Source organism: Pseudarthrobacter sulfonivorans (genome assembly GCF_031454915.1).
In the GTDB taxonomy this organism is placed as follows: Bacteria; Actinomycetota; Actinomycetes; order Actinomycetales; family Micrococcaceae; genus Arthrobacter; species Arthrobacter sulfonivorans_C.
The window spans coordinates 242973-266864 of the sequence record NZ_JAVDRS010000004.1; the positions used below are offsets into that span (position 1 = coordinate 242973).

A 23892-nucleotide genomic window follows, 5' to 3' on the forward strand; every position below is an offset into this window, starting at 1 on the left:
GCAGCTGACTAACCTCCGGAGTTAATTCGCGACCGCTTCCTCGCTGCCGGTCTCAGACCCGCCCGCCGTCCGTTCGTCGCGCTTTTTCCGTTTGAACAGCCCTGCGACGCTCCCGCCGACCGAGCCAGCCGTACCGGCGATGGCGCCGCCGACGCCCTTGACCGCGGTGATGGCCTGTGGCTCATCTGGGATCCCGTCCCCGTCGATGTCCACGCTGCGGAACGCGCGCGTCACCGTGTCGGCTGCGGTTGCTACGCCGGCGCCCACTGCGACGGCTCCTGTCGCGACGCCGCCTCCGACTGTGCTGGCAGTACCAGCGATCCAGTTTCCCGTCACCTTCGCGGCGTCCTCCATTGCTGCGAGAGCTCGATTCTGTTCGGGCTCGCCGTCTTCGGCGTCAGGATTATCCTTCATACTGACGGCCAGATGTGCAGGGAACACCTCTGGGGCATCGGCGAACGCGGCCCGGGCCGCGACGATGACATCGCGGCCGAACACGAAGCGCGTGACTCCACCCGCCAAGGCTCCAACTCCGTATTCAACCGTTGCCTGTTGCTTTCCACTCAAGTTTTCGCGCACGGCGTCCAGCTGACCCGTCTCCATGGTCCGAACCAAACTCTGCGCGGCGCCTCCAGGTAGGGTGTCCGCGAGCGTGTTCGCCCAGTGCGACCAGTCCGTGCGGCCAGCAGAGATCTTATTGCCGACGCCGACGACGCTTTCAGGCGACGCACTCGATAGGTCTGTCGCCATCGTTGCGATTTGCTTCTGGCTCACGCGTTCGTTCGAGAGTCCGTAGACAAGGGCGAGGGCTTGGTCTTTGTCGAGGTCCATTCCGTGAATATCGGCAATAGCGAGCGCGAAAACCGCGGTGATCTCGAACTGCAGCTGCTCATCGCCTGCGGGAAGGAGAGCAGCGGCTCGCTGTGCACCGTTCTTCGCAGTACCCAGCGCCATGTTCTTTGCGGCCTGTTTCGCAGCGCTCCTTGTGGCAAGTTTGACGGCTTCCTTGCCAGTCTTCTTGGCTGCCTGTTGTCCCGCACTCTTCATGCCGGCTGCTGCCGCCCCGACTCCAGGAATCATCGCGATACCAATATCAGCCGCGATCGCGCCGGCGCTGATGAGGGCACCAGCAGTGGTGATCGAGGTTCCGTAGTGACGCTCCAACATCTGGATCACCTCAGCGGGCGTTGCGTTCGGATGCCGCCGGCGGAGCCTCATGACGTACTTGCGAGCGATCGAGTGACGAGCGCTCACAGCCTTCGCAATGTCGCGCGTGGCGTCCTCGCCGACGAGCTCGGCCTCCAGCGTGATGCTCTCGATATTGGTCATCGCTTACTCCTCTGTGGTTGCACCTCTCCGGGAGGCGTGAATGCGGCTGATAGGTGAGAACCCGCCGGTGCCGCCTGGATCTCTGGTGATTGTATTCATGGATCCTGACTTTCGGGTCGCGGCGCGTTCAAACTCCTCGACCAAGTGCCTCCCACCCGTCAAAACAAAGACTGGCCCTGGTCATATTGCAATTGGATTACCCCAGCATTCGGTGGCTCTGCCTCACCTCCGCGCCCTCTGTCGTGCCGGAGGGATGGGATAGGTGCCCCATTACAGCCCACTCTGCGCACTAGCGCGTGGGGCGCGCCCGGCCAAAGCCGGACGCGCCCTCCGGGCGTAGCGAGCCCACGAAGGGTTCGCTACGCCCGGTTCAGTCGATGAGCACCGGCTGCTTGTCACGCTCCGAAGCTACAACGCCGCCCGGCACCTTCCCGTTCCGGTGGTGCAGCCAGTTTGCCACCGCCAGAAGCGCCACGAGTGCGAAAGTGCTCAGGAGCTGGGGCCGGGAATCCTCGCCGATGAAGCCCACCGTGAAGATCGCCGCGAGGATGACCAGACCAACCACCGTGAGCCACGGGAAGCCGGGCATCCGGAGGGGAAGCGCCGTCCCCTCGCGGTCCGCGCGCAGGCGCAGCGCCAGCTGGGCCAGGAGCGCTGACGTCCATACCAGCAGGCACGTCGAACCCACGATGTTGAGCAGGACGGGAAGGACCTTCTCGGGGAAAGCCAGCTCCAGCACCACCGTGACAACGCCGAAGGCGACGCTGGCCAGGACGGCGACAACCGGCACCCGCGCCTTGGACACGGAGGCAAGCAGGCGTGGTGCTTCACCGCGCTCGGCCAGGGAGTAAGCCATCCGGGAAGCACCGTAGAGGTTGGCGTTGAGGGCGGAGAGCAGGGCTGCCACGGCCACGAGCGTGATGGCGGTGGCTGCGCCGGGCATGCCGGCGGCGTCCAGCACTGCGGCGAACGGGCTCTTCAGCCCTGCCGAGCCCACGGGAACCACCGCCGCGATGATGAAGATCGCACCGATGTAGAAGACCAGGATGCGCCACAGCACGGTCCGGACTGCCTTCTTCACGCTGCGGGCCGGCTCCGCCGTTTCAGCTGCCGCCACGGAGACGATCTCGGTGCCGCCGAACGCGAACGCCACCACGAACAGGGCTGTGGCGATCCCGGCGAAACCGTCCGGCGCGAATCCGGCTCCGGTGAAGTTGGCCAGGCCCGGCGACTGGACGCCCGGCAGCCAGCCGAAGAGCAGGGCAGCGCCCACCAGGAGGAACCCGACGATGGCTGCCACCTTGAGCAGGGCGAACCAGAACTCGAACTCGCCGAAGTTCTTCACGCTGGTGAGGTTCACGGCGGTGAGCACCACGATGAACACGAAGGCCATCAGCCACACCGGCAGGGCCGGGAAGATGGTGGCCAGCAGGCCTGCCGCACCGAGCGCTTCGGCCGCGATGACCACCACGAGCTGCAGCCACCAGAGCCAGCCCACCGTGGCACCGGCCACCGGCCCGTAGGCCTTGGCGGTATAGACGGAGAAGGCACCGCTGTCCGGATTGGCGGCGGCCATCTCGCCGAGGGCCCACATCACCAGGATGATGAGGGTGCCGGCCACGAGGTAGGAGATCAGCACGGCCGGGCCGGCGGCCTGGATGCCGGCGCCGGAGCCGATGAACAGGCCCGCGCCGATGGCGCTGCCGAGCCCCATCATGGTGAGCTGGCGGGGTTTGAGTGCCGCGCCCAGTGCGCGGCCAGACGTCTTTGTCTGTTGTTCCATGGGGAGTCCTCTGGTTGTAGGTGGAACGGATTGGGGTAACAGGAAAGTCGGTTTTCAGGCTGCGTGGGCTTCCAAAAGCTGGAGCACGCGGTCGTTGGAGTCAGGGGCGGCAACGGTGATCCGCACGCCGTCTCCCTGGTACGCCCGGACCAGGATGCCCGCGCGGTCGAACGCGTCCACCAGGGTCGACTGGAGACGCTCATCTGCGCGGATCCACAGGAAATTGCCCTGGCTCGCCTGCAGTTTCCAGCCCTGCGCTTCCAGCTGCGCGGCCATCCGGGCGCGCTCCTGTTTGACGGCGGCAACCCTCTCTTCCATCTCCCCCTCCGTGTCCAGCGACGCGATGGCCGCCTTCTGAGCCAGAGCGCTCACGGAGAAGGGAAGGGCTGTCCGGCGCAGTCCCTCGGCGATGGCGGGTGCCGCCACGGCGTATCCCACGCGCAGGCCGGCGAGGCCGTATGCCTTGGAGAAGGTGCGCAGGATGCAAACGTTCGGGTACTGGCGGTAGAGCGCCAGGGAATCGGGGCCGCTGCCCGCTTCGGCGTATTCCACGTAGGCCTCGTCGATCACCACGAGGATGTCCGGGCGGACGGATTGCAGGAAGGCCTCGATGCGTTCGTGGCTGATCGGCACGCCAGTGGGATTGTTGGGGGTGCAGAGCAAGATCACCTTCGTGCGGTCAGTGACGGCCGCGGCCATGGCATCGAGGTCGTGACCCTCAGCGCTGTCCAGCGGAACGCGGACCGGCCGGGCGCCTGCCAGCTCAACCAGGATTGGATAGGCCTCGAAGGAGCGCCACGCGAAGATCACGTCATCCCCGGCGTCGCACATGCCGGTGATGATCTGCTGGAGGACGCCGACGCTGCCGGGTCCCACCGCGACCTCTCCGGCCGTGACGCCGAGGTGGCGGGCAATCCGTTCACGGAGTTCGACGGCAGCACTGTCCGGGTAGCGGTTCATGGTACCGGCCGCCGCGGCCACCGCAGCGGCGGCGGCAGGCAGCGGTTCGTAGTGGCTTTCGTTGCTGGCGAGGGCGGCAATGTCCGCGCCGGCGCCGCGGCGGCCCGGGACGTAGGACGGAAGTCCGGCCACAGCGCCACGAAGGGTGGGAAGCGCGGTGTCCGGTGCAATGAGGAGCTGATCACTGGTCATGAGGAACGATCATGATTGTGATCCGGCCCACAATGCAAGATACCCTCAACCCATTGGGACTTCTGCTCAACTTCTAGCAACCGTGGTGAAAATATGACCATCCCGAACCCCCGCAACTTGGATTCCCTCGACGGCAGGATCATCCTCGCCCTCGACAAGGATCCCGAAGCCAGCGCCCTGGCACTCTCCCGGACGCTCGGCGTCGCACGCAACACTGTCCACGCCCGGCTGTCCCGGCTCGAGCGCAGCGGCGCCCTCCGCTCCTTCAGCCGGAGGCTGGACCCCGCCGCGCTGGGCTATGACCTGATGGCCTTCCTCTCGCTGTCCATCAGCCAGACGCGGACAGGCGCGGTGGAGGACGGTCTCGCCGCGATCCCGGAGGTCATCGAGGTGCACGCCACCACCGGGGACGCGGACCTCATGGCCAAGGTGGTGGCCCGCAGCACGGCCGACCTCTACCGCATCACCAACGAGATCCTGGAAATCGAAGGGATCCAGCGGACCAGCACAGCCATCTCCGTGCTGGAACTCATGCCGCCCCGCTACGACGGCCTGCTCAGCCGGCTGTCGGAGCAGGAATCCCGCTCTTCCAGCTAGGAACGGGTGATGCACGCCACAAGTGCGCATATTTTCAGTTGATCAGGCAGTCAACTGCCAAATATCCCAACCAAACTCCACTCTCTTGCCTATCTGTGGACCGGCCTACAAGATTCCTGCATGACTACTCTCACCGTCTCAGGCCGCGTGGCGCAGGTTCTCAGCAGCTACGTCAGCGACGTCTTCGGCGTCATGGGCAACGGCAACGTCTACTTCCTGGATGCCGCGGAAAAGCTGGGCCTCCACTTCTCCGCCGTCCGGCACGAGGGCGCCGCCATCGCCGCGGCCGACGCCTACTACCGGGCCTCGGGACGCCTCGCCGCGGGCACCACCACCTACGGCCCCGGTTACACCAACGCGCTCACTGCCCTGGCCGAGGCGGTCCAGGCGCAGATCCCCGTGGTGCTGGTCACCGGGGATGCGCCGAGCAGCGGCGCCCGGCCCCAGGACGTGGACCAGGCGGCCATCGCCGCGGGCCTCGGCGCGGCCACCTTCACCGTCACCCGCGACGCCGCGGGATCTATCACCCGGCAGGCGGTGGAGTACGCACTCACCAAGCGCACCGCCGTCGTGATTGCCATCCCCTACGACCTCGCGGCACTCGAGGCGGCTGATAAAGAGCTTCCGGCGCCGCTGGCACCTCAGGTAACGGACGACGGCGGCGCCGGCCTTGGGCAGGTAGCCCGCCTCCTCGCCGGGGCCAAGCGGCCGCTGATCCTCGCCGGCCGCGGTGCGCACCTCGCCGGCGCCGGCCCGGAACTCCGCGAACTCGCCGACCGGATCGGCGCACTGACCGCCGGAACCGCCCTGGCGCTCAACCTCCTCAAAGGCGAGGGGTACCTGGGCGTGGCCGGCGGTTTCGGCACCGACACCGCGGCCGGCCTCATGGGTGAGGCCGACGTGGTCCTGGTGGCCGGGGCCAGCCTGAGCCCGTTCACCCTGCGGTTCGGGCACCTGCTCGCCCCGGACACCACGGTCATCCAGATCGACACCGCCCTGCAGCCGACCAACCCCCGGGTGGACACCTTCATCAGCGCGGACGTGAAGTCCGCTGCGGGACGCATCCTCCAGCTGCTGGACAGCGAGGCCGCGGGAGAAGCCTGGCGCGCGGAAGCCCGCAAGCGCCTGGCCGAAGGACCGGCCCACCACCCAGGCTCCGAGGAGACCGCGGACGGCCGGCTGGACCCGCGCGCCCTTGCCACGGCGCTGGACGCCGTGCTGCCGGAGCGCCGCACCGTGGTCCAGGACGGCGGGCACTTCCTCGGCTGGGCCCCCATGTACTGGAACATCCCGCGGCCCCAGGACCTGGTCATGGTGGGGACCGCCTTCCAGTCCATCGGGCTGGGACTTGCGAGCGCCGTCGGGGCAGCCCGTGCGGTGGAGGACGGCCGCACCTTGGTGCTGGCCTCCGGCGATGGCGGTTTCCTGATGGGCCTGTCCGACCTCGAATCGCTCATCGGCACGGCGAGGAGCGCCGTCGTGGTGATCTACAACGACGCCGCCTACGGAGCTGAAATCCACCAGTACGGCTCCCAGGGCCTGACCGAAAAGCCCATGCTGATCCCCGAAGTGGACTTCAGCGGCATCGCCCGCGCTTTGGGGGCTGAGTCCGCGATCATCCGCTCGCTGGCGGACCTTTCCGCACTTCAGGACTGGATCGATGCCGGCGCCAAGGGAACCTTCGTGGCCGACTGCCGGATCACGTCCAGCGTCCGGGCACCGTGGCTGAGCGAATGGATGGCGGCCAAGCAGGAGGCGAAGGCCGCGGTGGCGGGGTAGCTGTAGGGCTAGCCCACACCACGGTAAAGCTATTGAAGCCGCCGCTGCCGGAACATTGGAAACGATTCCCGCACCCGGGCCACAGTCTCCAGGGAAACATCCACTGTCCGCACACCGGCATCCAGCCCAAGGTCAAGCTCAACCACACCCATCGGATCAACCAGGACGCTTCGGCCCACCGATACCGGCGGCGCCTGGCACACCCCCGCCACATACACGCTGTTCTCGATGGCCCGCGCCGCGTTCAGGGCGAGCCACTGCTCCGTCTTGTGGGTGCCCGGCACCCACGAGGAGCAGACCAGCAGAACGTGCCCGCCGGCGTCGGCCAATGACCTGGCCAGCTCCGGGAACCGCAGGTCGTAGCAGGTCATCAGGCCAAACCGCACTCCCCCATGCTCAAAGACCACCGGACTGGTGGACGCGCCGGGCTTGATGAACGTCGATTCCCCGAAGCCCTGCGCGTCGAAAAGGTGGATCTTCCGGTAGAAAGCCAGCCGGCCGCCGTCGGGCCCGTATGCCACCAAAGTGTTGTACGCCTTGCCGGGGTCCTCCGAGGTTTCCACCACGCCCGCCACCAGCGCGATGCGGTGGCGGCGGGCGGTGGCGGCAAGCTCCTGGCAGACTGGTCCGTCCAGCGGCTCGGCCACCTCGGGGAACGTCGCGTCCACCTTCTTCTTCTCGTAGGTGGCGTACTCCGGGAAGGCGACCAGCCCGGCGCCGCCGCGAGATGCCTCAGCGGCGAAACGGTCCATGACGGCCAGGTTGGCCTGGATGTCGGTGCCCGACTCCAGCTGCCCGAGCGCTATCCTCACGGCTGCTCCTTCCCTTGCATCACAACGGCTTGGGTACAGCGGAGCCCAGGCTCAGGCGGCCGCCTCCACCGTCGCCTTCTCCGTGGCCGTCATCTCCGGCGGCGCCGCCTTGAAGCCGCGGGTGATCAGGGCCAGGACCACCACGCCCAGCACCAGCCAGGACACCCCCAGCGTAATGGCGTTGCTGTCCAGCTGGGAGAGCAGGTAGGCGCAGATGATGGCGCCGATCACCGGGACCACCACGTAGGACACCGGGTTCAGCTGGTGCCCGGCCCGGCGCTGGCGCACATAGTGGAACACCACCGAAGCGTTCACCAGCGTGAAGGCGGTGAAGGCACCAAAGTTGATGAACGACGTCGACGTGGCCACGTCCAGGAAGATGGCGATCAGGCCCACGATGCCCGTGATGACCAGGTTCACCACCGGTGTGTGGAATTTCTCACTGAGCCGGCCGAAGACAGCCTTGGGCAGCACCGAGTCACGGCCCATCGCATACAGCAGGCGGGAGGCGCTGGCCTGCGCGGCGAGGCCCGACGCGAACTGCGCCACCACCAGGCCGGCGAGGAACACCGCGCCGAACAGCTGCCCGCCGATCTGCAGGGCGATGGAGCTGGCCGCGGACGCCGAGTCCTCGAACACGCCGCCGGGGTGGACCAGCTGGGTCACGTACGCCACCGTCACGAAGATGCCGCCGCCGATCAGGGCGATGAGCATGATGGCGCGGGGCATGTTCTTGCGCGGTTCGATGGTCTCCTCGGTGAGGGTGGTAACGGCGTCGAACCCCAGGAACGAATACGCGGCGATCGCGGCGCCGGCGGAGATGGTGGCGAAGCTGGCGGTGTCGTTGAAGAACGGCTGCGTGCTGGCCAGGCCGCCGGCGCCGGAGGTGGACACCACGTTGCCGATGGACAGCGCCACGAAGAACACGATGACCAGCAGCTGGAACGCCATCAGTACGTAGTTGGCCTTGTCCGCCACCTTGATGCCCAGGATGTTCAGGAGCGTGGTGATGAGGATGAAGCCCACGATCCAGAGCCCGATGGGGATGCCGGGGAACTGCGCGGTCAGGTAGGACCCGCCGATGAGCCAGATGACCATGGGCAGGAAAAGGTAGTCCAGCAGGATGGCCCAGCCCACCAGGAACCCCACCCTGGGATCGATGGACCGGCGGACGTAGGTGTAGGCGGAGCCTGCCACCGGGTAGGCGACAGCCATCCGGCCGTAGCTGTGCGCCGTGAACAGCATGGCCGCGAGCGCCACGAGGTACGCAGCCGGCGCTGCGCCGCCGGTGGATTCGGCGATGATGCCGAAGATCCCCAGGACGATCAGCGGGGTCAGGTACGCCAGTCCGAACAGGACCAGGGAGGGCAGTTTAAGCGTGCGGGTGAGTGTTGTTGTCACGGTGTTTTCCTTATGGCTTGTAGGACGGCGGTGTCCAGGTGGCCGGGTTGATCCGGCCTTGGTAAACGGAAAGTTCGACGGCGGGCTCCCCCTCGCGGAACTGCGACCAGGGGCGGTTAAGGTTCTCCGTGCCGTGCGTGCGGACGTGCTCGACGGCGGCAAGGTCCAGTTCCGCGGCGAGCAGCACCGGGGCATCGTCAGGGGCCTCGGCGAGAGTGTTGCCCTCCGGGTCCACGATGATGCTTTGGCCCCTTCCGGTGGGGCCTGCGCAGTTGACACTGACCATAAAGACCTGGTTCACGATGGCGTTGGCCTTGGCGAGGATCAGTTCCTGTCTGCGGTCCGGGGTGGTGGTTTTGACGACGTTGAGGATCACGTCGGCGCCCATCCAAGCCAGCTGGCGGGACACCTCGGGGTACCAGGCGTCGTAGCAGATGTTCAGGCCCACCCTCCCGATGCCGGGCAGGTCCACGGTAGTGAAGCGGTCGCCGGGATCGTATGGCTCGAACGGGCGCCAGGGGAAGATCTTCCGGTAGTAGCCGGTGAGCTCCCCTTCCGGGGACAGGACCAGCTGGGTGTTGAACAGCTGCCCTTCCGGGCCACGTTCGCAGACGCTGCCGGGGACAAGCCAGATGCTGAGGTCTTTGGCGAGCTTTTTGAGCTCCTTGACCCGGGGTCCGTCCAACGGTTCGGCAGCAGCCTGGAGCATTTCCGCGCGTTGCAGGTCGGGGTTTTCGTCGCCGAAGAGGTGCAGCTCGGGGAAGACCACCAGCTTGCTGTGCGGCTGTGCTTGGAGGGCTGCTTTGACCTCGTCCGCGAAGGCCGACATGGGTTCGCCGATGAGCCGCGGCCGGGCCTGGGCGGCGATGAGGGGAAGGATGCGTTGCATGGGTTTTTCTCCGCGTTGGGGTGTGATCCGGGTTATATTAGATCAGAATGATCCAATAAAGGGAAGAGGGCTGGTGTGGGCCGTAAAGTAGCGGATATGACGGATCAGCTGGAGGAGACCGCCGAGCCCTCGCGCCTTGCTGCCGGCAGGGTGCTCGGGATGGAGCGGCGCAGCGCCATGGACGCGGTCCGGATGCGGATCGGCATGGCGATTTCCTTGGGGCTGCTGAAACCGGGCGAGCGGCTTCCGGACCAGGAGGATGTAGCCCTTGGCCTTTCGGTCAGCCCGATCACTGCCCGGCGCGCGTTGGCGAGCCTAGCGGAGCAGGGGGTGGTGGTCCGCCGGCGCGGCCGGGCCGGCGGGACCTTTGTGGCGGATTCGCCACCCACCGATGTTTTGGCGGAGCTCTCCGCGTCACCGGCCGAGTCCCAGGCGGTGAACCGGCTGGTGGACCGGAGGCTCCTCTTCGAATGCGCGGTGACGCACTACGCAGCGGTCAACGCCACTCCTGAGCAGCTGGACGAGCTGGACCGGCTGACCCGGGAGATGGCGGAGTCCACCGATTGGTCCTACTACCACCGGATGGACGAGCAGTTCCATCAGCTGGTGGGCACGGCGTCGTGCCTGGACACCGCCATCGAGGTTTATCACGAGACCCTCGCCGAACTGTACGGCTACTTCATCCCCTATCCCATCGACAAACTCCACAAGTCCAACCACGACCACATCGCGCTCGTGGCAGCTATGCGTGCCGGCAACGTTGAGGAAGCGGTGGAAGTTTCACGGAAGCATGTGGACATCCTGCACCGGACGATGTTTATGGGGCTTGCACAGGGCGGCCTGCCCGCCGGGCCGTAACGAGGCCGACTGGCAGGGCCCGCCCTCGATGGCACGAAAAAGGAGGCCGACGACGACACCAAGTGTCGCCGTCGGTCTCCTTTTATGCCCGCACGGTGGTGCTATCCCCCGCAGGGCGCTGGGCCCTAGGCCGCCGTTGGAAGCGTTACGTAGCTGCCCTCGATGACGCCGGCGGCAACAACGGGTGTGCCGTCTACTGTGACATAGCTGCCACGGGTGGCGGGGGGCAGGTTTCGGGCGCCAGCGACGGTGACATAGCTGCCCTCGACACCGGCGGGGACGCTGCCGGCGGGGAGAGTCACGTAGCTGCCGCCGCGCACTGCGGTGTCAGCGACAGTGGTAGCGGTGGCGGATGAGGAGGCTTCGAGGCGTTCGGTCAGAAAAGTCATGGGTTCTCCGTGGGGTTTCGGGATGAGGGCCATACAGGTTCTTGTGCCGCTCAAGCAGGAGGGCGGTTGCGCGTTTTCTCGCTTGCCCCGCTGGCCCGGGTGTGTTCACCGGTGCGGTACTCAAGGGCTACGGTGGCCTGTACCCAACTCTACAGGCTTATCGTGAGTTACTCAGAATAAGGTGGGCGGGCTCACGTTTACGCAAGGCCCTGTTCGCCATCCGGTGCGGGGACTAGTCTGATCCGCATCAACGTCCACCGCCGTCGAGGAGCCGTCATGGCCGGGTTTGTGCAGATCATCGAATTCAAAACCTCCCGCATCAAGGAGATCGAAGAATTGGGCCGTCCCTCAAGAACCGAGGGGAGCACTCCGGCCACGTTCCGCCGCATTGTTGCCACGGCGGACAGGGACCACCCAGGGACCTATTTCACCATCGTCGACTTCGAGTCCTTTGACTCGGCAATGGAGAATTCCGGCCGGCCGGAAACGTCGGAGTTCGCTGCCAAGATGGCGGAACTGTGCGACGGACCCGTGATCTTCCACAATCTGGATGTCATGTGGGAGGACACCGGAGACGGTGCGGGCAACGGCCAGCCGGCTGACCAGACCGCCTGACGGCAGTGGCCGGGCGCGCAACCTTCCCGGAACGGTGGTGAACCCTGTTCGCCGCGGGTGGGAGATCCAGCTCAACCGCCTAGCCTTGGAACATCGGATACAACGCCTCATCAGCTGTTTGCTGGCTCCTGTGCCCGGTCACCATCCTTGAGCACCATCCCAGGAAAGGTATGAACCCATGCGGATACTCGTCGTCGGAGCCGGAGCCACAGGCGGGGCGTTCGGTACGCTCCTGCAGGAAGCGGGGCGGGACGTCACGTATCTGGTGCGGCCGCGCAAGCAGGAGGTTCTTCGCCGCGACGGGTTGCGCTTCGTCTCCCCCACCGCCGACCGGACGAACGCGGTGCAGACCATCACCGCCCAGGACGGGTCAGAGGCCTTCGATCTGATCCTCGTCACGGTCAAAGCCGGGGCGTTCGAGGGCGTCCTCGGCGAGCTTGGCGCTTTCGCCGGGCCTGGAACCAGCATCATTCCCATCCTCAACGGCATGGCCCATGTGGACCGGCTTGAGCAGCAGTACCCGGGGAAGGTGCTCGGCGGCCTGGCGCGGATCGTCGCCACCCTCGACGGCGATGTGGTCCGCCAGCGGGTGCCTCTCACTTCCCTCATGGTCGGTGGGCTGAACGGAAAGGCTGTGCCTTCGGATATTTCTGATGCTCTGGACGTGCCGGGCGTTGAGTTCTCGGTAGTCGAGGACGTATTAGGTGCACTGTGGGAAAAATGGGTATTCATCGCGGCCGCAGGAATCGTGAATTGCATCTTCCGGGCGCCGGTTGGACGGATCCTCGAGGCCGGCGGGGAGTCCAGGATTCTGGAGGCCATCAGCGAAACGGAAGCTGTGGCAGCCGCGGCAGGACATCCCGTTTCCGACGCCGGTCATACACAGGCGGTCGGCATACTCACCGAACCGGGGTCAGCATTCACTTCCTCCCTGTACCGGGACCTCACCGCGGGGCTCCCCTCGGAAGCCGAGCACATCCTTGGCGACCTTGCACGCAGGGCCCGGGAGCTCAACGTTCCCACGCCGCTGCTGGACCTCACCCTCATCCAGATCAGGGCCGGCATCTAGCACTGATCCACTCCGGCCCTCTGAAGCGAGGCTTGGGTTTCCAAACGGGCGCACCCCAAGCCGTAGGCCGCCGTCCTCCATCCAACCGGCACAACGCTGCCGGCGAACATGCAGTAATAACGCAGGAGTAACGCGTTGACAGCATTCTGATGGAGGAAACAATCGATGCACGTGAAGTTGGGCCAAAATCTCAATCCACGGAGCGTTCGGAAATGACGCCAAGTAATTCCGGAGGGGATTCTCGATGGAAAATCGGGAAGTAAGACTGGACCCCGGTGCACAGCGGGAGTTCACCACGGAGTTGGCCCGGCTGGCCCTCGAAAGCTCAGCGCCGGACGAGTTGATGGTCTTTGACGAGGTGGCCGACGAATTTTTTGCCGATCAGGCTGCAGCCTTGAATCCGCGCAGTCGCGACGAATCGGTGGGCTTCGGCCTGGAGCTTGCTCTCTTGACTCCGGCCGCATTGGCAATCTGCGGAGAAGTGGTGCGTTTCTTGGCAGACCTCTTGGCCGAAACCTTCAAAGACGAGGCCAAATCAGTCCTGGGTTCCTATTTCCGCCGTATGTTCGTTTCCCGTGACCAGCCGGCGGGGGCAGAACCGCCCCAGTCCGCCATCCGCCTTAGTGACGAGCAGATGCGACGGGTCCATGAGGCAGCACTTACGGAAGGTAGACGCCTCAAACTTCCCGAGGAGACTACCGCGTTGCTGGGGAACGCCATCGTCGGAGCATTGGTAGTCGATGCACCCGGGGACCGCTCTTAGCCCAGATGTCCGGACGAGGTAATAAATGAGTCCGGCAGATTCCCAGACGACAAGGCGGGTTAATGTCCTTGCCTATCCTGCACCCACCACAGGCCGTTATCTCGTCTTCCTCTTGGCCTTACTGACGTCCGGCCTGTTTGTCGGAAATTGGATGCATAACCAGGTGGCTGGCGACGTGTGGGCCGACAGTGTATTGGCTTGTCAGTCCGAAGCAGCACGCGTAAGCGGGGGAAGCGACCAGCAGGAGATGTTAAGGCGCGGGGAGTTCCTCCAGGCCTGCCAGGGCCCGCACGAACGTAGCCGCGCTATGTGGTCACTAGGCGGTGCTGCCGTAGTAGGCGCAGGAGCGCTACTCGTCATGTATGTCTCGCCCAGCGTGATTCGGCGAAAGCGTCGCTTCTCTCCCCCGGGCTCCAACATGCGCCCTGTGGTAGACCGCTTCAACGAGCTGTGTGCTGGACACAAGCTGCGAAGGGCACCGGCGCTGGTAATCGGTCCGCTCGGACAGCTGGACGCATTCTCCTTCGGAGCTCCGGGCCGGTGCACGGTGGTGCTGCCCAAGGCGGTGGCGGTCAAATTTCGTGACCCTGCCGTATTCGATGCCGTGGTTCGGCACGAGTTGGCCCATATAGAGCACCGCGATGTTGCCTATTCTTGGATGGCTAGGAGTACTTGGTATGTTCTGGGCCCGGTACTGTTGCTGCCCGTTGTTTGGAGTCTTGTTGAGAGGGACTTCTCGCTATTGGGCTCTTACTTGTGGCGTGCTTTAGCGCTGGCCGCAGTGGTTGAGCTTGTTGCGGCTGGGCTCTTGCGTGCACGAGAGTACGACGCTGACCTAGCAGCGGCAAGCGGGGCAGTACATCTTGAGCAGATGCGCGCATGTCTGCAGCGTTTGCCGGACCGGAAACAGGGCAGAGGAATTCGCCGTTATTTTCTTGCCCGCCACCCGCGTCCAGCACGTCGTCGTGAAGTTCTGGAGTCACCGTGGATTGCAGCGCGGATTGGGATTTCTGATGGGATAACTGCTGGTTTTCTCGCCGCCCTCTCTGCGCCGCTCATCGTCGGAGCACTCATTCCGCTGTTGACGGGTACCGGACTAACAGTTTTGGCAGGGGTAAGCGCGGCTCTGCTAGTCGGTTCGCTGCTGGGTTCCTCCGTAGGTCTGGGATTGTGGCGCTGGAGTGCCATCACTCGGGCTGCCAGAGCCTTTTCCCCCTCGGCTGGGCAGAAGGAGATGTTGGGAGGTTCGCCGTCAGTAGCAGGAGTGGCAATTGGTGTCTCTCTGGGCTTGGTTCTAGGGCTATGGTCTTCCTTGGCTCAGACGGGTCTCAGCAGGGACTACGGGATCGAGATGCTTATGCCGCTGGTGGTGGGAGCCGGTGCCGTGGGACTCAGCGCAGCCCTGGGTGACGTTTGGGCCGGCGCGTTGGCACTCATGGATCGGGCCGTATACGGGTGGGGCATTGCACTTGTGGTCAATTGCGTGCTCTTTTCGACGGCCGCTTGGTTGTGGGACTCGCTATGGGCCCTGCTGACCGGACCTGGCTGGGCCTTCGCGCGGCTATGGTTGGCGACAAGCCTGGGCACGCTGCCCATGCTGGCAGCAATCATGCTCGTCCTGATCTCTGCGGCAGCTGGCTTGCTTCTGCTGGCCAGGTCGGCAGGAAGAGAACCTCCGAATTGGCTGTTTGAAATCTCGCCCTTGGAAAAGGCAACCACGGCGGCGCCAGTCGACACTCCACGCACGAATATCCGCACAGTCGTTTCAGCAGGACTCATAGCTGGCTGCATCGTAGCCGCTGTGCCACCCGTCTGGCGCCTTATTGCAGGGGCGGCGCCTACGGCGGAGGCAGCGGAGCAACGAGTCACAACGATTGTCTGGATGTGTGCTGGGGCATGGGGAATCTTTATGGTTTCCACTGCACTGTTCCGACCACGCTTTGGACCTGTTGCCGCAATCGTGGGTGGCTTTCTAGCAACCTGTCTTGGGGGCGCGGGCTTCCTTCTCTACAACCTGCTCGTCGGGGGGAGCATTAATGCCGCACTCATCGGGGCTATTCTTCCCCCAGCCATAGGACTTGGATTCCTGTTCATGCTGGTGGGGGCAGCCCTGCTACCTTTCATCCCGGTTGGACCTAACCCTGGCCGAGTCCGGGCCCCAGCTTTTCACCTCTTCACCGCCGCGGCAACTGCCCTGATTGGCGCTGCTGCAGTTGGCTTGGCACCTGTCCTCATCGGATCGGCCTCGGACACGGAAGTGGCGGCGGGTGCATCGACACTGAATGAACTCGCGGAAGTAGAGAATTATGCAGATGAACTGGCCCCGCTTTACCTCGACAAGTATCAAGGCGTCGTCCAGAAGCAGCGGGCGGCTCAAGCTGCTTACCCCGCGGATCCTCTGGGAGGCGTTGAGCAGCTCAGGAACACCGCCCTTCCGGCACTGACCGAGTTGCGGAATGAGGTGGAGTCATTAAATCTACGTTCTCAAAAACTTGAGGAGCTGCACAATGAATTATTCGAAGCCCTCAAGTTAGCCGAGCAGGGGCTGCTGTTGGAAGCAGAAGTCGTTGAATCGTTGGATACGGCTGCCATCAGCACCTTCTTCGCAGTCACGTCCGCAGACTTGCAAGCCGAGGAGCTTGCACATCTGAATCGGTGGGCCGATGGTCTCGTCGCTTTGAGGCACTCTCTACGTAACCCCTGAGCTCGGCACCGGTGACTATTGTTGTGTTTCCTGGTGTCCGCAGTGGTCGGACGTGATCTGCTGCGGTCTTCCAAGTAATTCGGCGTGTGAAGCTTCCAAGTAGGTGTCGTGCGCGCAAGATCAGCGCAGGATTGCCTCAAAAACGAATCGTTCAATCCCGCGCCGAATTAGCATCATGGGATTGGCCGCACAAACAATGGGGAAAAATGAATGCAATTGATCTCGCGGAGGCAACGCACGGTCCCAACGATTCGGGGCCATTCTACCACGGCACCAGGGCCCACCTGCAGGCCGGAAACCTGTTGGTCCCCGGCAACGCCTCGGTCTTCGAGGAGGCGACCACCCATACCTTCGTCACCGCTTCCCTCGATGCGGCCAGGCGGCATGCTGAGTTCAGCGCAGGCGAGGGAAGAGGCAGGATCTACCGGGTGGAACCCACTGGCCCCGTCGAGGACCATCCCCACCTGAGCGACGAGGGGCTTTCCGGAAACCAGGCCCGGTCCTATCGCACGCGCGAACCCATCCGTGTGCTGGACGAAGTCCGGGGCTGGCAGACCCACTGCACCGAGGTGCGGGGCTTCGATCCATCCTTCGACTTCATGACCGACCAACCGGCGAGGACCAGGCAGGACCCGGACAGTGTCAGTCCGAAGCTACGGTCGCTCCATCAGGTCCTGTGGACAAAGCGGCTGAACTCCGGTGTGCTTTTCGCCCCCACCATGCCGCCGAATCGTGGCGACGGCTACCTCATCTTCACCGACGCTTCCGGGGCCAGGCATTGGTACGGCAGCGACGCCATCACGAACTCCTACACCCGCTGGTTGCGTCCGAAGGCTCTGGTCGACGCCATTGCCGGGCTGGACGAGAAGCAACGGGCCCGCTACCTCGACCCGCCCTACACCATCGGCAGTGCGATGATCTGGCCCGTCAGGTCGAAGGACCGGCCCACCATCAACCAGGCCCGAGGGACCAGGCCGCGGATCGCCGACCGCATGGACCTCACCCTGGAATGCATCAGGCGCCATTACGCAGGAGAGCCCCAGAGTCCCCTCGCCGATGTCCTCAGCGCCTACGGGGACTTCTTCGCGCTCTTCGACGGATTCAGGGAGTTCGTTGACTTCTTTTTCTTCCAAGACCTGGTGACGCCCGACCACAACGAGGTTCTGTTCTTCCTGCCCTTCGACAACTTCAAGCGTCCCGGGACACCGGCCACAACGGAGGAGTACGTGACGTACCGTGAGGCCACGCTGGAGTTCATCGCAAAACGGGGGCAGCGGATAGCAAAGTGGCTTGAGGACAACGACACGGACAACGACGGCGAGTAGCGCCGCCGCGGGCCGACGAGAACGGCGACGGCGGCACCTACGCAAGTGCCGCCGTCGTCCGTCCCTGCGTCACATCACCGTCGGGTTCCCGGGCCGCCCCTTGTGCTCCGCACGCGCAATCTCGAAGCTGCTCTCGAACGGCAGCGAGTCAACGTCCAGCAGCGGGTTGCTGTCCTGGGTCTCCACCAGTTTGCGGGCGTCCTCTTCCGACTCCACGCTGGGCATGGACCCGGGAAGGTGACGCCTCGCTGATTCGGGCAGGAACCAGATGGCCACGGCGGCAACCGCGGCCACGGCCATGAGGTAGTACGCGATCGCCATGTCGTCGCCGGTCACCTCGATGAGGGACGCGATGATGAACGGGGCCGTCCCGCCGAAGATGGCCACCGCCAGGTTGTAGGCGATGCCCATGGCGGAATAGCGGTGCTCGGTGGGGAACAGGGCAGGCAGCGCCGAGGCGAGGTTTGGCACCGAAAACGCCACCGGGAAGGCGATCAGGGCAAGGCCCAGCAACGTCAGGGGGAGGTTGCCCGCCGCTATCGCGAGGAACGCCGGAACCGCCAACACCACCGTGCTGAGGGCCCCGATCCACAGCACGCGACGGCGGCCGATCCGGTCCGAGAGAAGCCCGGTGAAGGGGATGCACAACGCCATGGCCACCAGGACGGGGATGGTCAGCAGCGTCCCCTCCACCTCGTTGTACCCCTTGTTGCTGGTCAGGTACGTGGGCATGTAGGACGTGAGGGCGTACGCGACGGTGTTGGCAGCCGCCGCCAGGATCATGGCCAGGAGGATCGGCCGCCAGTGCACTTTCAGGATCCCGAGCGGTCCCACCGGCCGGAGGTCTTCCCCGGTCTCAGGATGCTTGGCCGCCACGGCCTCGGCTTCCATGGTGGCCTTGAAGGCGGCGGACTCCTCGATCTTCATGCGGAAGTAGACTGCCACGGCACCCAACGGGCCGGCCACAAGGAACGGGATCCGCCAGCCCCACGCCTCCATCTGCTCCTGCCCCAGCGTCAGCTGCAGGACGGACACCACCAGCCCGCCCGCCGCGAAGCCGAGGTAGCTGCCCATGTCCAGGAAGCTGACGTAGAAGCCCCGGCGCCGGTCCGGCGAATGCTCGCACACGAACGTGGTGGCCCCCGAGTATTCACCGCCGGTCGAAAAGCCCTGCACCAGCTTGAGGACCACCAGAAGCACCGCCGCCCAGATGCCCAGCACTGCATACCCGGGCAGCAGGCCGACGGCGAACGTCGCGGCGGCCATAAGCATCAGCGTCATGGCCAGCACCTTCTGCCGGCCGATCTTGTCGCCCAGCCAGCCAAAGAAGACACCGCCCAGCGGCCGGGCGATGAACGTGGCGCCGAAGGTCCCCAGCAGGAACAGGTTCTGCACGGCCCGGTCCGCCTCGGGCAGGAACACCGGCCCCATGGTGGTGATGAGGTAGCCGAAGACCCCGACGTCGTACCACTCCATCGTGTTGCCCACGATGGTCCCGCCCAACGCCTTCCGCAGCACGCGGCGGTTGACGACGTTGACGTCGGATACTTGTAACCGCCGCTGCTGCCCGTTGTGCTCTGTCATGGCCCGCTCACCGCCGCCTCAGTCTTTAAGCCGGGCACGCGCCGATCCTTCTTCGGCCCGCCTCAGTGGCAGGAGCCCAACACTCCGATCATCCTGCCGCTGCCGCGCTGTGGCAACAGTGGAGCGGAAGCCGTGCCTGCCCAAGATCCCGCCCACTCGGCGCCATAGGAAACCCACAGGTCCACCGCCTAACATGGCCCACATGGAAGCTCCCCGGGACGCCCGCTCCGCCGCTGTTGTGATCAACGCCGGCTCACGCCGAGGGACGGCACACGAACTTGCCGTGGACGCGATGCGGAAGGCAGGTGTGCCGATCACCGCCGTGCACCCCGTGCTGTCCGGGGGCGAGCTGGCAGGGACGCTTGACCGGGTGCTTGCGGACGGGCACGACCTGGTGGTTGTCGGCGGCGGCGACGGGACCCTGTCCTACGCCGCCGGCCGGGTTGCCGGCACCAACGTTGTGCTCGGCGTTCTTCCGCTGGGCACCGCCAACGACTTCGCCCGCACGCTGGAGATCCCGAACAACCTTGCCGAGGCGTGCGCCACCGTCGCGGACGGGAAGGTGGTGGACATCGACCTCGGCCGGGCCAACGGCGAGCCGTTCCTCAACGTCGCGTCCGTGGGCCTGTCGGTGTCTGTAACCGAGGCTCTCAGCCCCCGGCTGAAGCGGTACATCGGACCCTTGGCGTACAGCATCGCCACGATTCTGGCCTATACCCGGCACAAGCCGTTCCGGGCCCGCCTCGAGTTCCCCGACGGGGACCACGAGCCGCTGGACCTCGAGGACCTGCTTCAGGTGGCCGTCGGCAACGGCCGGCACTACGGCGGCGGCAACACGGTCTCCCCCACCGCAGGGATCGATGATCACACCCTCGACATCTACGCCATCGTGGCCGGCCCGCTCCGGGAACACGTGAGCATCGCACGGTTGCTCAAGGACGGAAGCTTCATCAAACACGACCGGGTGTACCACCTGACCAGCCGGCACGTCCGGCTGGTCACCGAGCCGCCGCTGCCGGTGAACCTCGACGGCGAGATCGCCACCACCACGCCGGCCGACTTCACCATCCAACGCAACGCCGTCCACGTGGTGGTGCCCCAGAGCAGCACCAGCGCGCTGCTCGACGGACCGGGCGCCGCGAACTGGCCGCCCGTTTGACGCTGGTGATCATGGTGCTGATCTTCCAGCGCCGCATCGTGGAAGGACTCACCGCAGGAGCAGGCAAATGACGCACTACGGCGGCGCCCCCGCCTCGGGCACGGTCACCGGGCAGTGGTGGGACTCCGCCGTGATCTACCAGGTGTATCCGCGTTCCTTCGCGGACGGGAACGGCGACGGCGTAGGCGACCTCGCCGGGCTGGCCGCCCGTCTGCCCTACATCGCGTCGCTGGGGGTTGACGGGATCTGGATGACCCCGTTCCAGCCCTCGCCCCAGGTGGACCAGGGCTACGACGTCAGCGACTACTGCGGTGTGGACCCGCTGTTCGGCACCATGTCCGACTTCGATGCCGTGCTTGAGCTTGCCCACTCGCTGGGGCTCCGGGTTCTGCTCGACGTGGTCCCCAACCACTGCTCCTCGGCCCACCCGCTGTTCCAGGCTGCTTTGGCGGCAGGGCCCGGCTCGCCGGAGCGGGAGCTGTTCCACTTTGTGGAGGGCCGCAGCTCCGGGCCGGGGTCCGTGTCCGACCTGCCGCCCAACAACTGGCAGAGCGTGTTCGGCGGCCGGGCCTGGTCCCGCGCCTCCCCGGAATCCGACACGGACACCGAGTGGTACCTGCACCTCTTCTCCCCCGGGCAGCCGGACTGGAACTGGCGGAACCCGGCGGTGAGTGACTACTTCGAAGGCGTGCTCCGCTTCTGGTTCGACAAGGGCGTGGACGGCCTCCGGATCGACGTGGCGCATGCCCTCTTCAAAGCCGACGGCCTGCCGGACGCGCCGTCCGCCACCGCCGTGGTGGACGGCCTACGGTTCAACCCGCTGATCTCGGACCAGGAGGACGTCCACGACGTATACCGCCGCTGGCGGACCCTCGCCGAGAAGTACCAGCCGCACCGCCTGCTGGTGGGCGAGGTCAACCTGGAACCGGCTCGCGCCGCCCGCTACACCCGCGCCGACGAGATGCACCAGGCTTTCGCCTTCGCCTTCGTGAAGCTGGGCTGGGACGCTGCGGCCTGGGCTTCTGTGGGGGCGGAGCTGGAGGCCGCTCGACAGCTGCATGGCGCGGCGCCGAGCTGGGCGCTGGAGAACCACGACATTGTCCGCTCCGTGACGCGGTTCGGCGGCGGGGCCCTTGGCACCCGGCGTGCGAGGACCGCGGTTTTGGCGGTGCTCGGACTGCCCGGCGCGGCGTACATCTACCAGGGCCAGGAGCTGGGGTTGCCCGAGGTGGATGTCCCGGTGGAGGCGCGCGTGGATCCCATGTGGGCGCGCGGGGGCATCACCCGCGACGGCGCCCGCGTCCCGCTCCCGTGGACCGCATCGCCTTCGTTGAACCATGGCTTTTCTTCGGCGCCGTCGACGGCGGCCCCGTGGCTGCCGCAGCCTGCCGGCTGGGGCGGGCACGCCGTCGAAACCCAGCAGCAGGACCCCGGTTCCATGCTGGCTCTGGTGACTGCCGCCGTCGGACTCCGCCGCGAGTTGGGGCGGCAGGGCGTGTTCACCGCGGACGACGGCGGCAGGTGGCGTGTGGAGGACGGGAACCTGCTGGTCTGCGAGCGCAGCCCGCGGTTCCTGGTGGCCATGGCGATGGGAACCGAACCGGTGCGGCTGCCCGCCGGGACGGTGCTGGCCACTGCTGTGCCGCTGGAAACGGACGGCTGGCTGCAGCCGGACAACGCTGCTTGGGTGCTGCGGGAGTAGGCTGCCGCAGGATAGTCTTTCGCCGTTAGCTTCAGACCCGGGGGAACAACCACCAGATGGATCCAACACCAAAGCGCTACGAAGACCTCACGAAGCAGGAAGCCGCCGCCGCACTGAAGGAATTCCTCGCGGAGAGGGATCCCGCCCTCGCGGGTCTTCGTCAGCGGCTCGGGGCGGACGGCCAGGAACACATGCTGGATGGAACCGTGGAAAGCTTGGTGCAAGTGTGGCGCTGGGCGAAGTCCCGGCTCCTCACTCAACAACCGGGCCAGGAGACGCCGTCCGGCGGTTCCACGCCGACGTGGCTCCGGCACTTCCTCGGCACTGAACCTACCTTGTCGCCGGAGTCCCTTGACCTGGTGGACGGACTGGTCTCGTACTTTTGCCGCGTTGTGGAACGAGGCGCTCCGAATGCGCAGTGGCAGGTGGGGTACCACCGCATCAAGTCCTATCGCTGGCAGAACCACCCGGTGCTCGCGGCCGACCGCGGAGAGCATCAGTTGGCCGCGATGGTTGCGGGGATCGCACGGGGCCAAGCCAGCGGCGGGGTCCCTTCAGACGACGGCAAGCTGGCCCGCGCGGCCACAGCCATCATCGATCTGCTCAACGGCGGAGGTGAGGAGGAGGCCGCCGATGACGAGCCGGTGGTGGAAGTCGAGGAGCTCGACGACGACCCGCACCGGGGACGTGAGTTCGAGGTGGCCCTCCGCGAGGACGTGGCCCACGAACACTCCCGGACAGTGGACCGGCTGGTCAAGAAGCTCGCAACGGAGGAAGGCGTCACCCGCGCGTTTCGGGAGGACCGTGAAGTCCTGCTTGTCACCGCCCCAACCTGGGACGCCGGCCGGCTTCGCGACTGGGTGCTGCACTACTTCGAGGACCATATCCGGGACTGAGCAGTGCGGCCGCCAGTATGGTGTTGCTAGACAGCAACGAACATTGGGGAGCGATGGCGGACACAACAGAGGCGCAGCAGACTGCCGAAGAAGCCGGCTCCATGGAGCTGATCCGGGTCCCCGCATGGGAGGCAAAGTACAGCCTCAGCGACAACCCGGAAGAGCTTGCCCACCTGATCTGCTGCCGCGACCTGGAATGGCGCCGGGCTCTTTGCGGCTACGTCGAAGAAGACCCGAAGCTCCTGCACGACTCCGAGAACATCTGCACCATGTGCGTGGAGACGGTGGAGAGGCTGGGCGTCGCCCTCGGAGACCGGCAGTGCCCCATCGACCAGCGCGAGTGTCCCCCTGACGATGAGGTTCACCGGATGATCGACGAACGCGTCACCCCCTAGCGTCACTGCCGACGCACCACCAGACAGCGCCGGGCACGAGGTCCAATTTAAGTTCATTGCGCCGCTGCAACTGCTGGCGTGATCATGAAATGGGACAGTTCACCGCCCCGTCCGGCCTGACACTTGGAGTGGTCCCCATGCCTGAACGTCACATCACCGTGCAACGCCGAATGTCAGCGTCCACGGGTTCCGTCTGGGCCCTGTACGCCGACTTCCCGAATCTTGCGAGGCACTGGAGCGGCCTCAGGGCCACTAGAACCCTCGGCGGCCAGACCAGCGGCGTGGGCGCCCGGCGCCGCGTCGACCTGAAGCCGGTGGGCAGCATGGAGGAAACCGTCACCGTCTGGGAGGAGGGCCGCAGGATCGACACCCAGAATCAGCCCAGCAGGTCGGTGCCGTTCAAGCAGGCCAAGTCCACGCTCACGCTCGAGCCCGACGGCGACGGGACGCTGGCCACCTTCGACTACCGGTATGTCCCCCGCGGCGGACCCATCGGCCGGTTTACGGGCCGGTTGATCGACAAGATGCTGACGGCGACCTTCACCGACATGCTGGCCGCCACCGAGAGGGCCGCCCTCGCGAACAGGTAGCGGCCGACGCTCCGCGAAGAACCGCCCGGCCGGCTGATCGCCCGGGTCGGTGAATTCGCGGCGAAAGCCCGTTAACCTCCCCTCCAACTCCCCGCACCAAG

21 protein-coding genes are annotated in these 23892 nt (G+C 65.6%); 13 read left to right on the top strand and 8 right to left on the bottom strand.

The window, feature by feature from the left end:
- Positions 1–21: 21 nt before the first annotated feature.
- From J2808_RS11455 to hisC, 3 genes are all read right to left on the bottom strand, one after another.
- Positions 22–1329 carry a hypothetical protein gene (locus J2808_RS11455; protein ID WP_309816210.1) on the bottom strand — a complete coding sequence of 436 codons (1308 nt, stop codon included), beginning with the start codon at positions 1327–1329 and terminating at the stop codon, positions 22–24.
- A gap of 370 nt (positions 1330–1699) precedes the next feature.
- A complete protein-coding gene (locus J2808_RS11460) occupies positions 1700–3112 on the bottom strand; it encodes an amino acid permease (RefSeq protein WP_309816213.1) in 1413 nt (470 codons plus the stop codon).
- 54 nt (positions 3113–3166) lie between these two features.
- Entirely contained in the window at positions 3167–4264 is a 1098-nt protein-coding gene (hisC, locus tag J2808_RS11465; protein WP_309816216.1) for a histidinol-phosphate transaminase, read from the bottom strand.
- Between the two features lie 93 nt (positions 4265–4357).
- On the opposite strand from hisC, the gene J2808_RS11470 reads away from it, so the two are divergent.
- Both J2808_RS11470 and J2808_RS11475 read left to right on the top strand, forming a co-directional pair.
- Positions 4358–4861, top strand: coding sequence for an Lrp/AsnC family transcriptional regulator (locus J2808_RS11470; protein ID WP_309816218.1), 504 nt, complete (start codon positions 4358–4360; stop codon positions 4859–4861).
- 120 nt (positions 4862–4981) lie between these two features.
- Positions 4982–6640 carry a thiamine pyrophosphate-binding protein gene (locus tag J2808_RS11475; protein ID WP_309816221.1) on the top strand — a complete coding sequence of 553 codons (1659 nt, stop codon included), beginning with the start codon at positions 4982–4984 and terminating at the stop codon, positions 6638–6640.
- 29 nt (positions 6641–6669) lie between these two features.
- On the opposite strand, the gene J2808_RS11480 is transcribed toward J2808_RS11475, so the two are convergent.
- From J2808_RS11480 to J2808_RS11490, 3 genes are read right to left on the bottom strand one after another with little or no spacing between them, the layout of a single operon-like run.
- A complete protein-coding gene (locus J2808_RS11480; RefSeq protein ID WP_309816224.1) occupies positions 6670–7452 on the bottom strand; it encodes a carbon-nitrogen hydrolase family protein in 783 nt (260 codons plus the stop codon).
- A gap of 51 nt (positions 7453–7503) precedes the next feature.
- The gene (locus J2808_RS11485; RefSeq protein WP_309816227.1) at positions 7504–8853 is read right to left on the bottom strand and encodes an APC family permease; all 1350 of its coding nucleotides are present in this window, start codon (positions 8851–8853) and stop codon (positions 7504–7506) included.
- A 10-nt stretch (positions 8854–8863) separates the two neighbouring features.
- On the bottom strand, positions 8864–9742 hold the full coding sequence (locus tag J2808_RS11490) for a carbon-nitrogen hydrolase family protein (RefSeq protein ID WP_309816230.1): 879 nt from the start codon (positions 9740–9742) through the stop codon (positions 8864–8866).
- A gap of 96 nt (positions 9743–9838) precedes the next feature.
- On the opposite strand from J2808_RS11490, the gene J2808_RS11495 reads away from it, so the two are divergent.
- On the top strand, positions 9839–10600 hold the full coding sequence (locus tag J2808_RS11495) for a FadR/GntR family transcriptional regulator (RefSeq protein WP_309816233.1): 762 nt from the start codon (positions 9839–9841) through the stop codon (positions 10598–10600).
- A 125-nt stretch (positions 10601–10725) separates the two neighbouring features.
- On the opposite strand, the gene J2808_RS11500 is transcribed toward J2808_RS11495, so the two are convergent.
- Positions 10726–10989 (bottom strand): hypothetical protein, encoded by a 264-nt coding sequence (locus J2808_RS11500; RefSeq protein WP_309816236.1) that lies wholly within the window; start codon positions 10987–10989, stop codon positions 10726–10728.
- A gap of 276 nt (positions 10990–11265) precedes the next feature.
- Between J2808_RS11500 and J2808_RS11505 the strand changes: the two genes are divergently transcribed.
- The 5 genes from J2808_RS11505 (at position 11266) to J2808_RS11525 (ending at position 17465) form a co-directional block, all read left to right on the top strand.
- On the top strand, positions 11266–11604 hold the full coding sequence (locus J2808_RS11505; protein ID WP_309816238.1) for a hypothetical protein: 339 nt from the start codon (positions 11266–11268) through the stop codon (positions 11602–11604).
- A gap of 178 nt (positions 11605–11782) precedes the next feature.
- Complete coding sequence (locus J2808_RS11510; RefSeq protein ID WP_309816241.1) at positions 11783–12673, top strand: ketopantoate reductase family protein; 891 nt, start codon at positions 11783–11785, stop codon at positions 12671–12673.
- A gap of 244 nt (positions 12674–12917) precedes the next feature.
- Positions 12918–13436: a hypothetical protein gene (locus tag J2808_RS11515; protein ID WP_309816244.1), complete on the top strand. Its 519-nt coding sequence runs from the start codon at positions 12918–12920 to the stop codon at positions 13434–13436.
- A gap of 418 nt (positions 13437–13854) precedes the next feature.
- On the top strand, positions 13855–16140 hold the full coding sequence (locus J2808_RS11520; RefSeq protein WP_309816720.1) for a M56 family metallopeptidase: 2286 nt from the start codon (positions 13855–13857) through the stop codon (positions 16138–16140).
- Positions 16141–16346: 206 nt separating this feature from the next.
- Positions 16347–17465 carry an NAD(+)--rifampin ADP-ribosyltransferase gene (locus J2808_RS11525; RefSeq protein WP_309816247.1) on the top strand — a complete coding sequence of 373 codons (1119 nt, stop codon included), beginning with the start codon at positions 16347–16349 and terminating at the stop codon, positions 17463–17465.
- A 69-nt stretch (positions 17466–17534) separates the two neighbouring features.
- Here the strand turns inward: J2808_RS11525 and J2808_RS11530 are convergent, their stop codons facing one another.
- Positions 17535–19049, bottom strand: coding sequence for an MFS transporter (locus J2808_RS11530; protein ID WP_309816248.1), 1515 nt, complete (start codon positions 19047–19049; stop codon positions 17535–17537).
- A 202-nt stretch (positions 19050–19251) separates the two neighbouring features.
- Here J2808_RS11530 and J2808_RS11535 point away from each other — a divergent pair, with 202 nt between their 5' ends.
- The 5 genes from J2808_RS11535 to J2808_RS11555 all read left to right on the top strand — a co-directional run bounded on the left by J2808_RS11535 (position 19252) and on the right by J2808_RS11555 (position 23791).
- Entirely contained in the window at positions 19252–20208 is a 957-nt protein-coding gene (locus tag J2808_RS11535; protein WP_309816252.1) for a lipid kinase, read from the top strand.
- Between the two features lie 67 nt (positions 20209–20275).
- Entirely contained in the window at positions 20276–21910 is a 1635-nt protein-coding gene (locus tag J2808_RS11540) for an alpha-amylase family glycosyl hydrolase (RefSeq protein ID WP_309816254.1), read from the top strand.
- A 56-nt stretch (positions 21911–21966) separates the two neighbouring features.
- Positions 21967–22806 carry a hypothetical protein gene (locus J2808_RS11545; RefSeq protein WP_309816259.1) on the top strand — a complete coding sequence of 280 codons (840 nt, stop codon included), beginning with the start codon at positions 21967–21969 and terminating at the stop codon, positions 22804–22806.
- Between the two features lie 53 nt (positions 22807–22859).
- Complete coding sequence (locus tag J2808_RS11550) at positions 22860–23201, top strand: hypothetical protein (protein ID WP_309816261.1); 342 nt, start codon at positions 22860–22862, stop codon at positions 23199–23201.
- Between the two features lie 137 nt (positions 23202–23338).
- Positions 23339–23791, top strand: a complete 453-nt coding sequence (locus tag J2808_RS11555; protein ID WP_309816264.1) for an SRPBCC family protein — start codon at positions 23339–23341, stop codon at positions 23789–23791.
- The last annotated feature ends 101 nt before the right edge of the window (positions 23792–23892 follow it).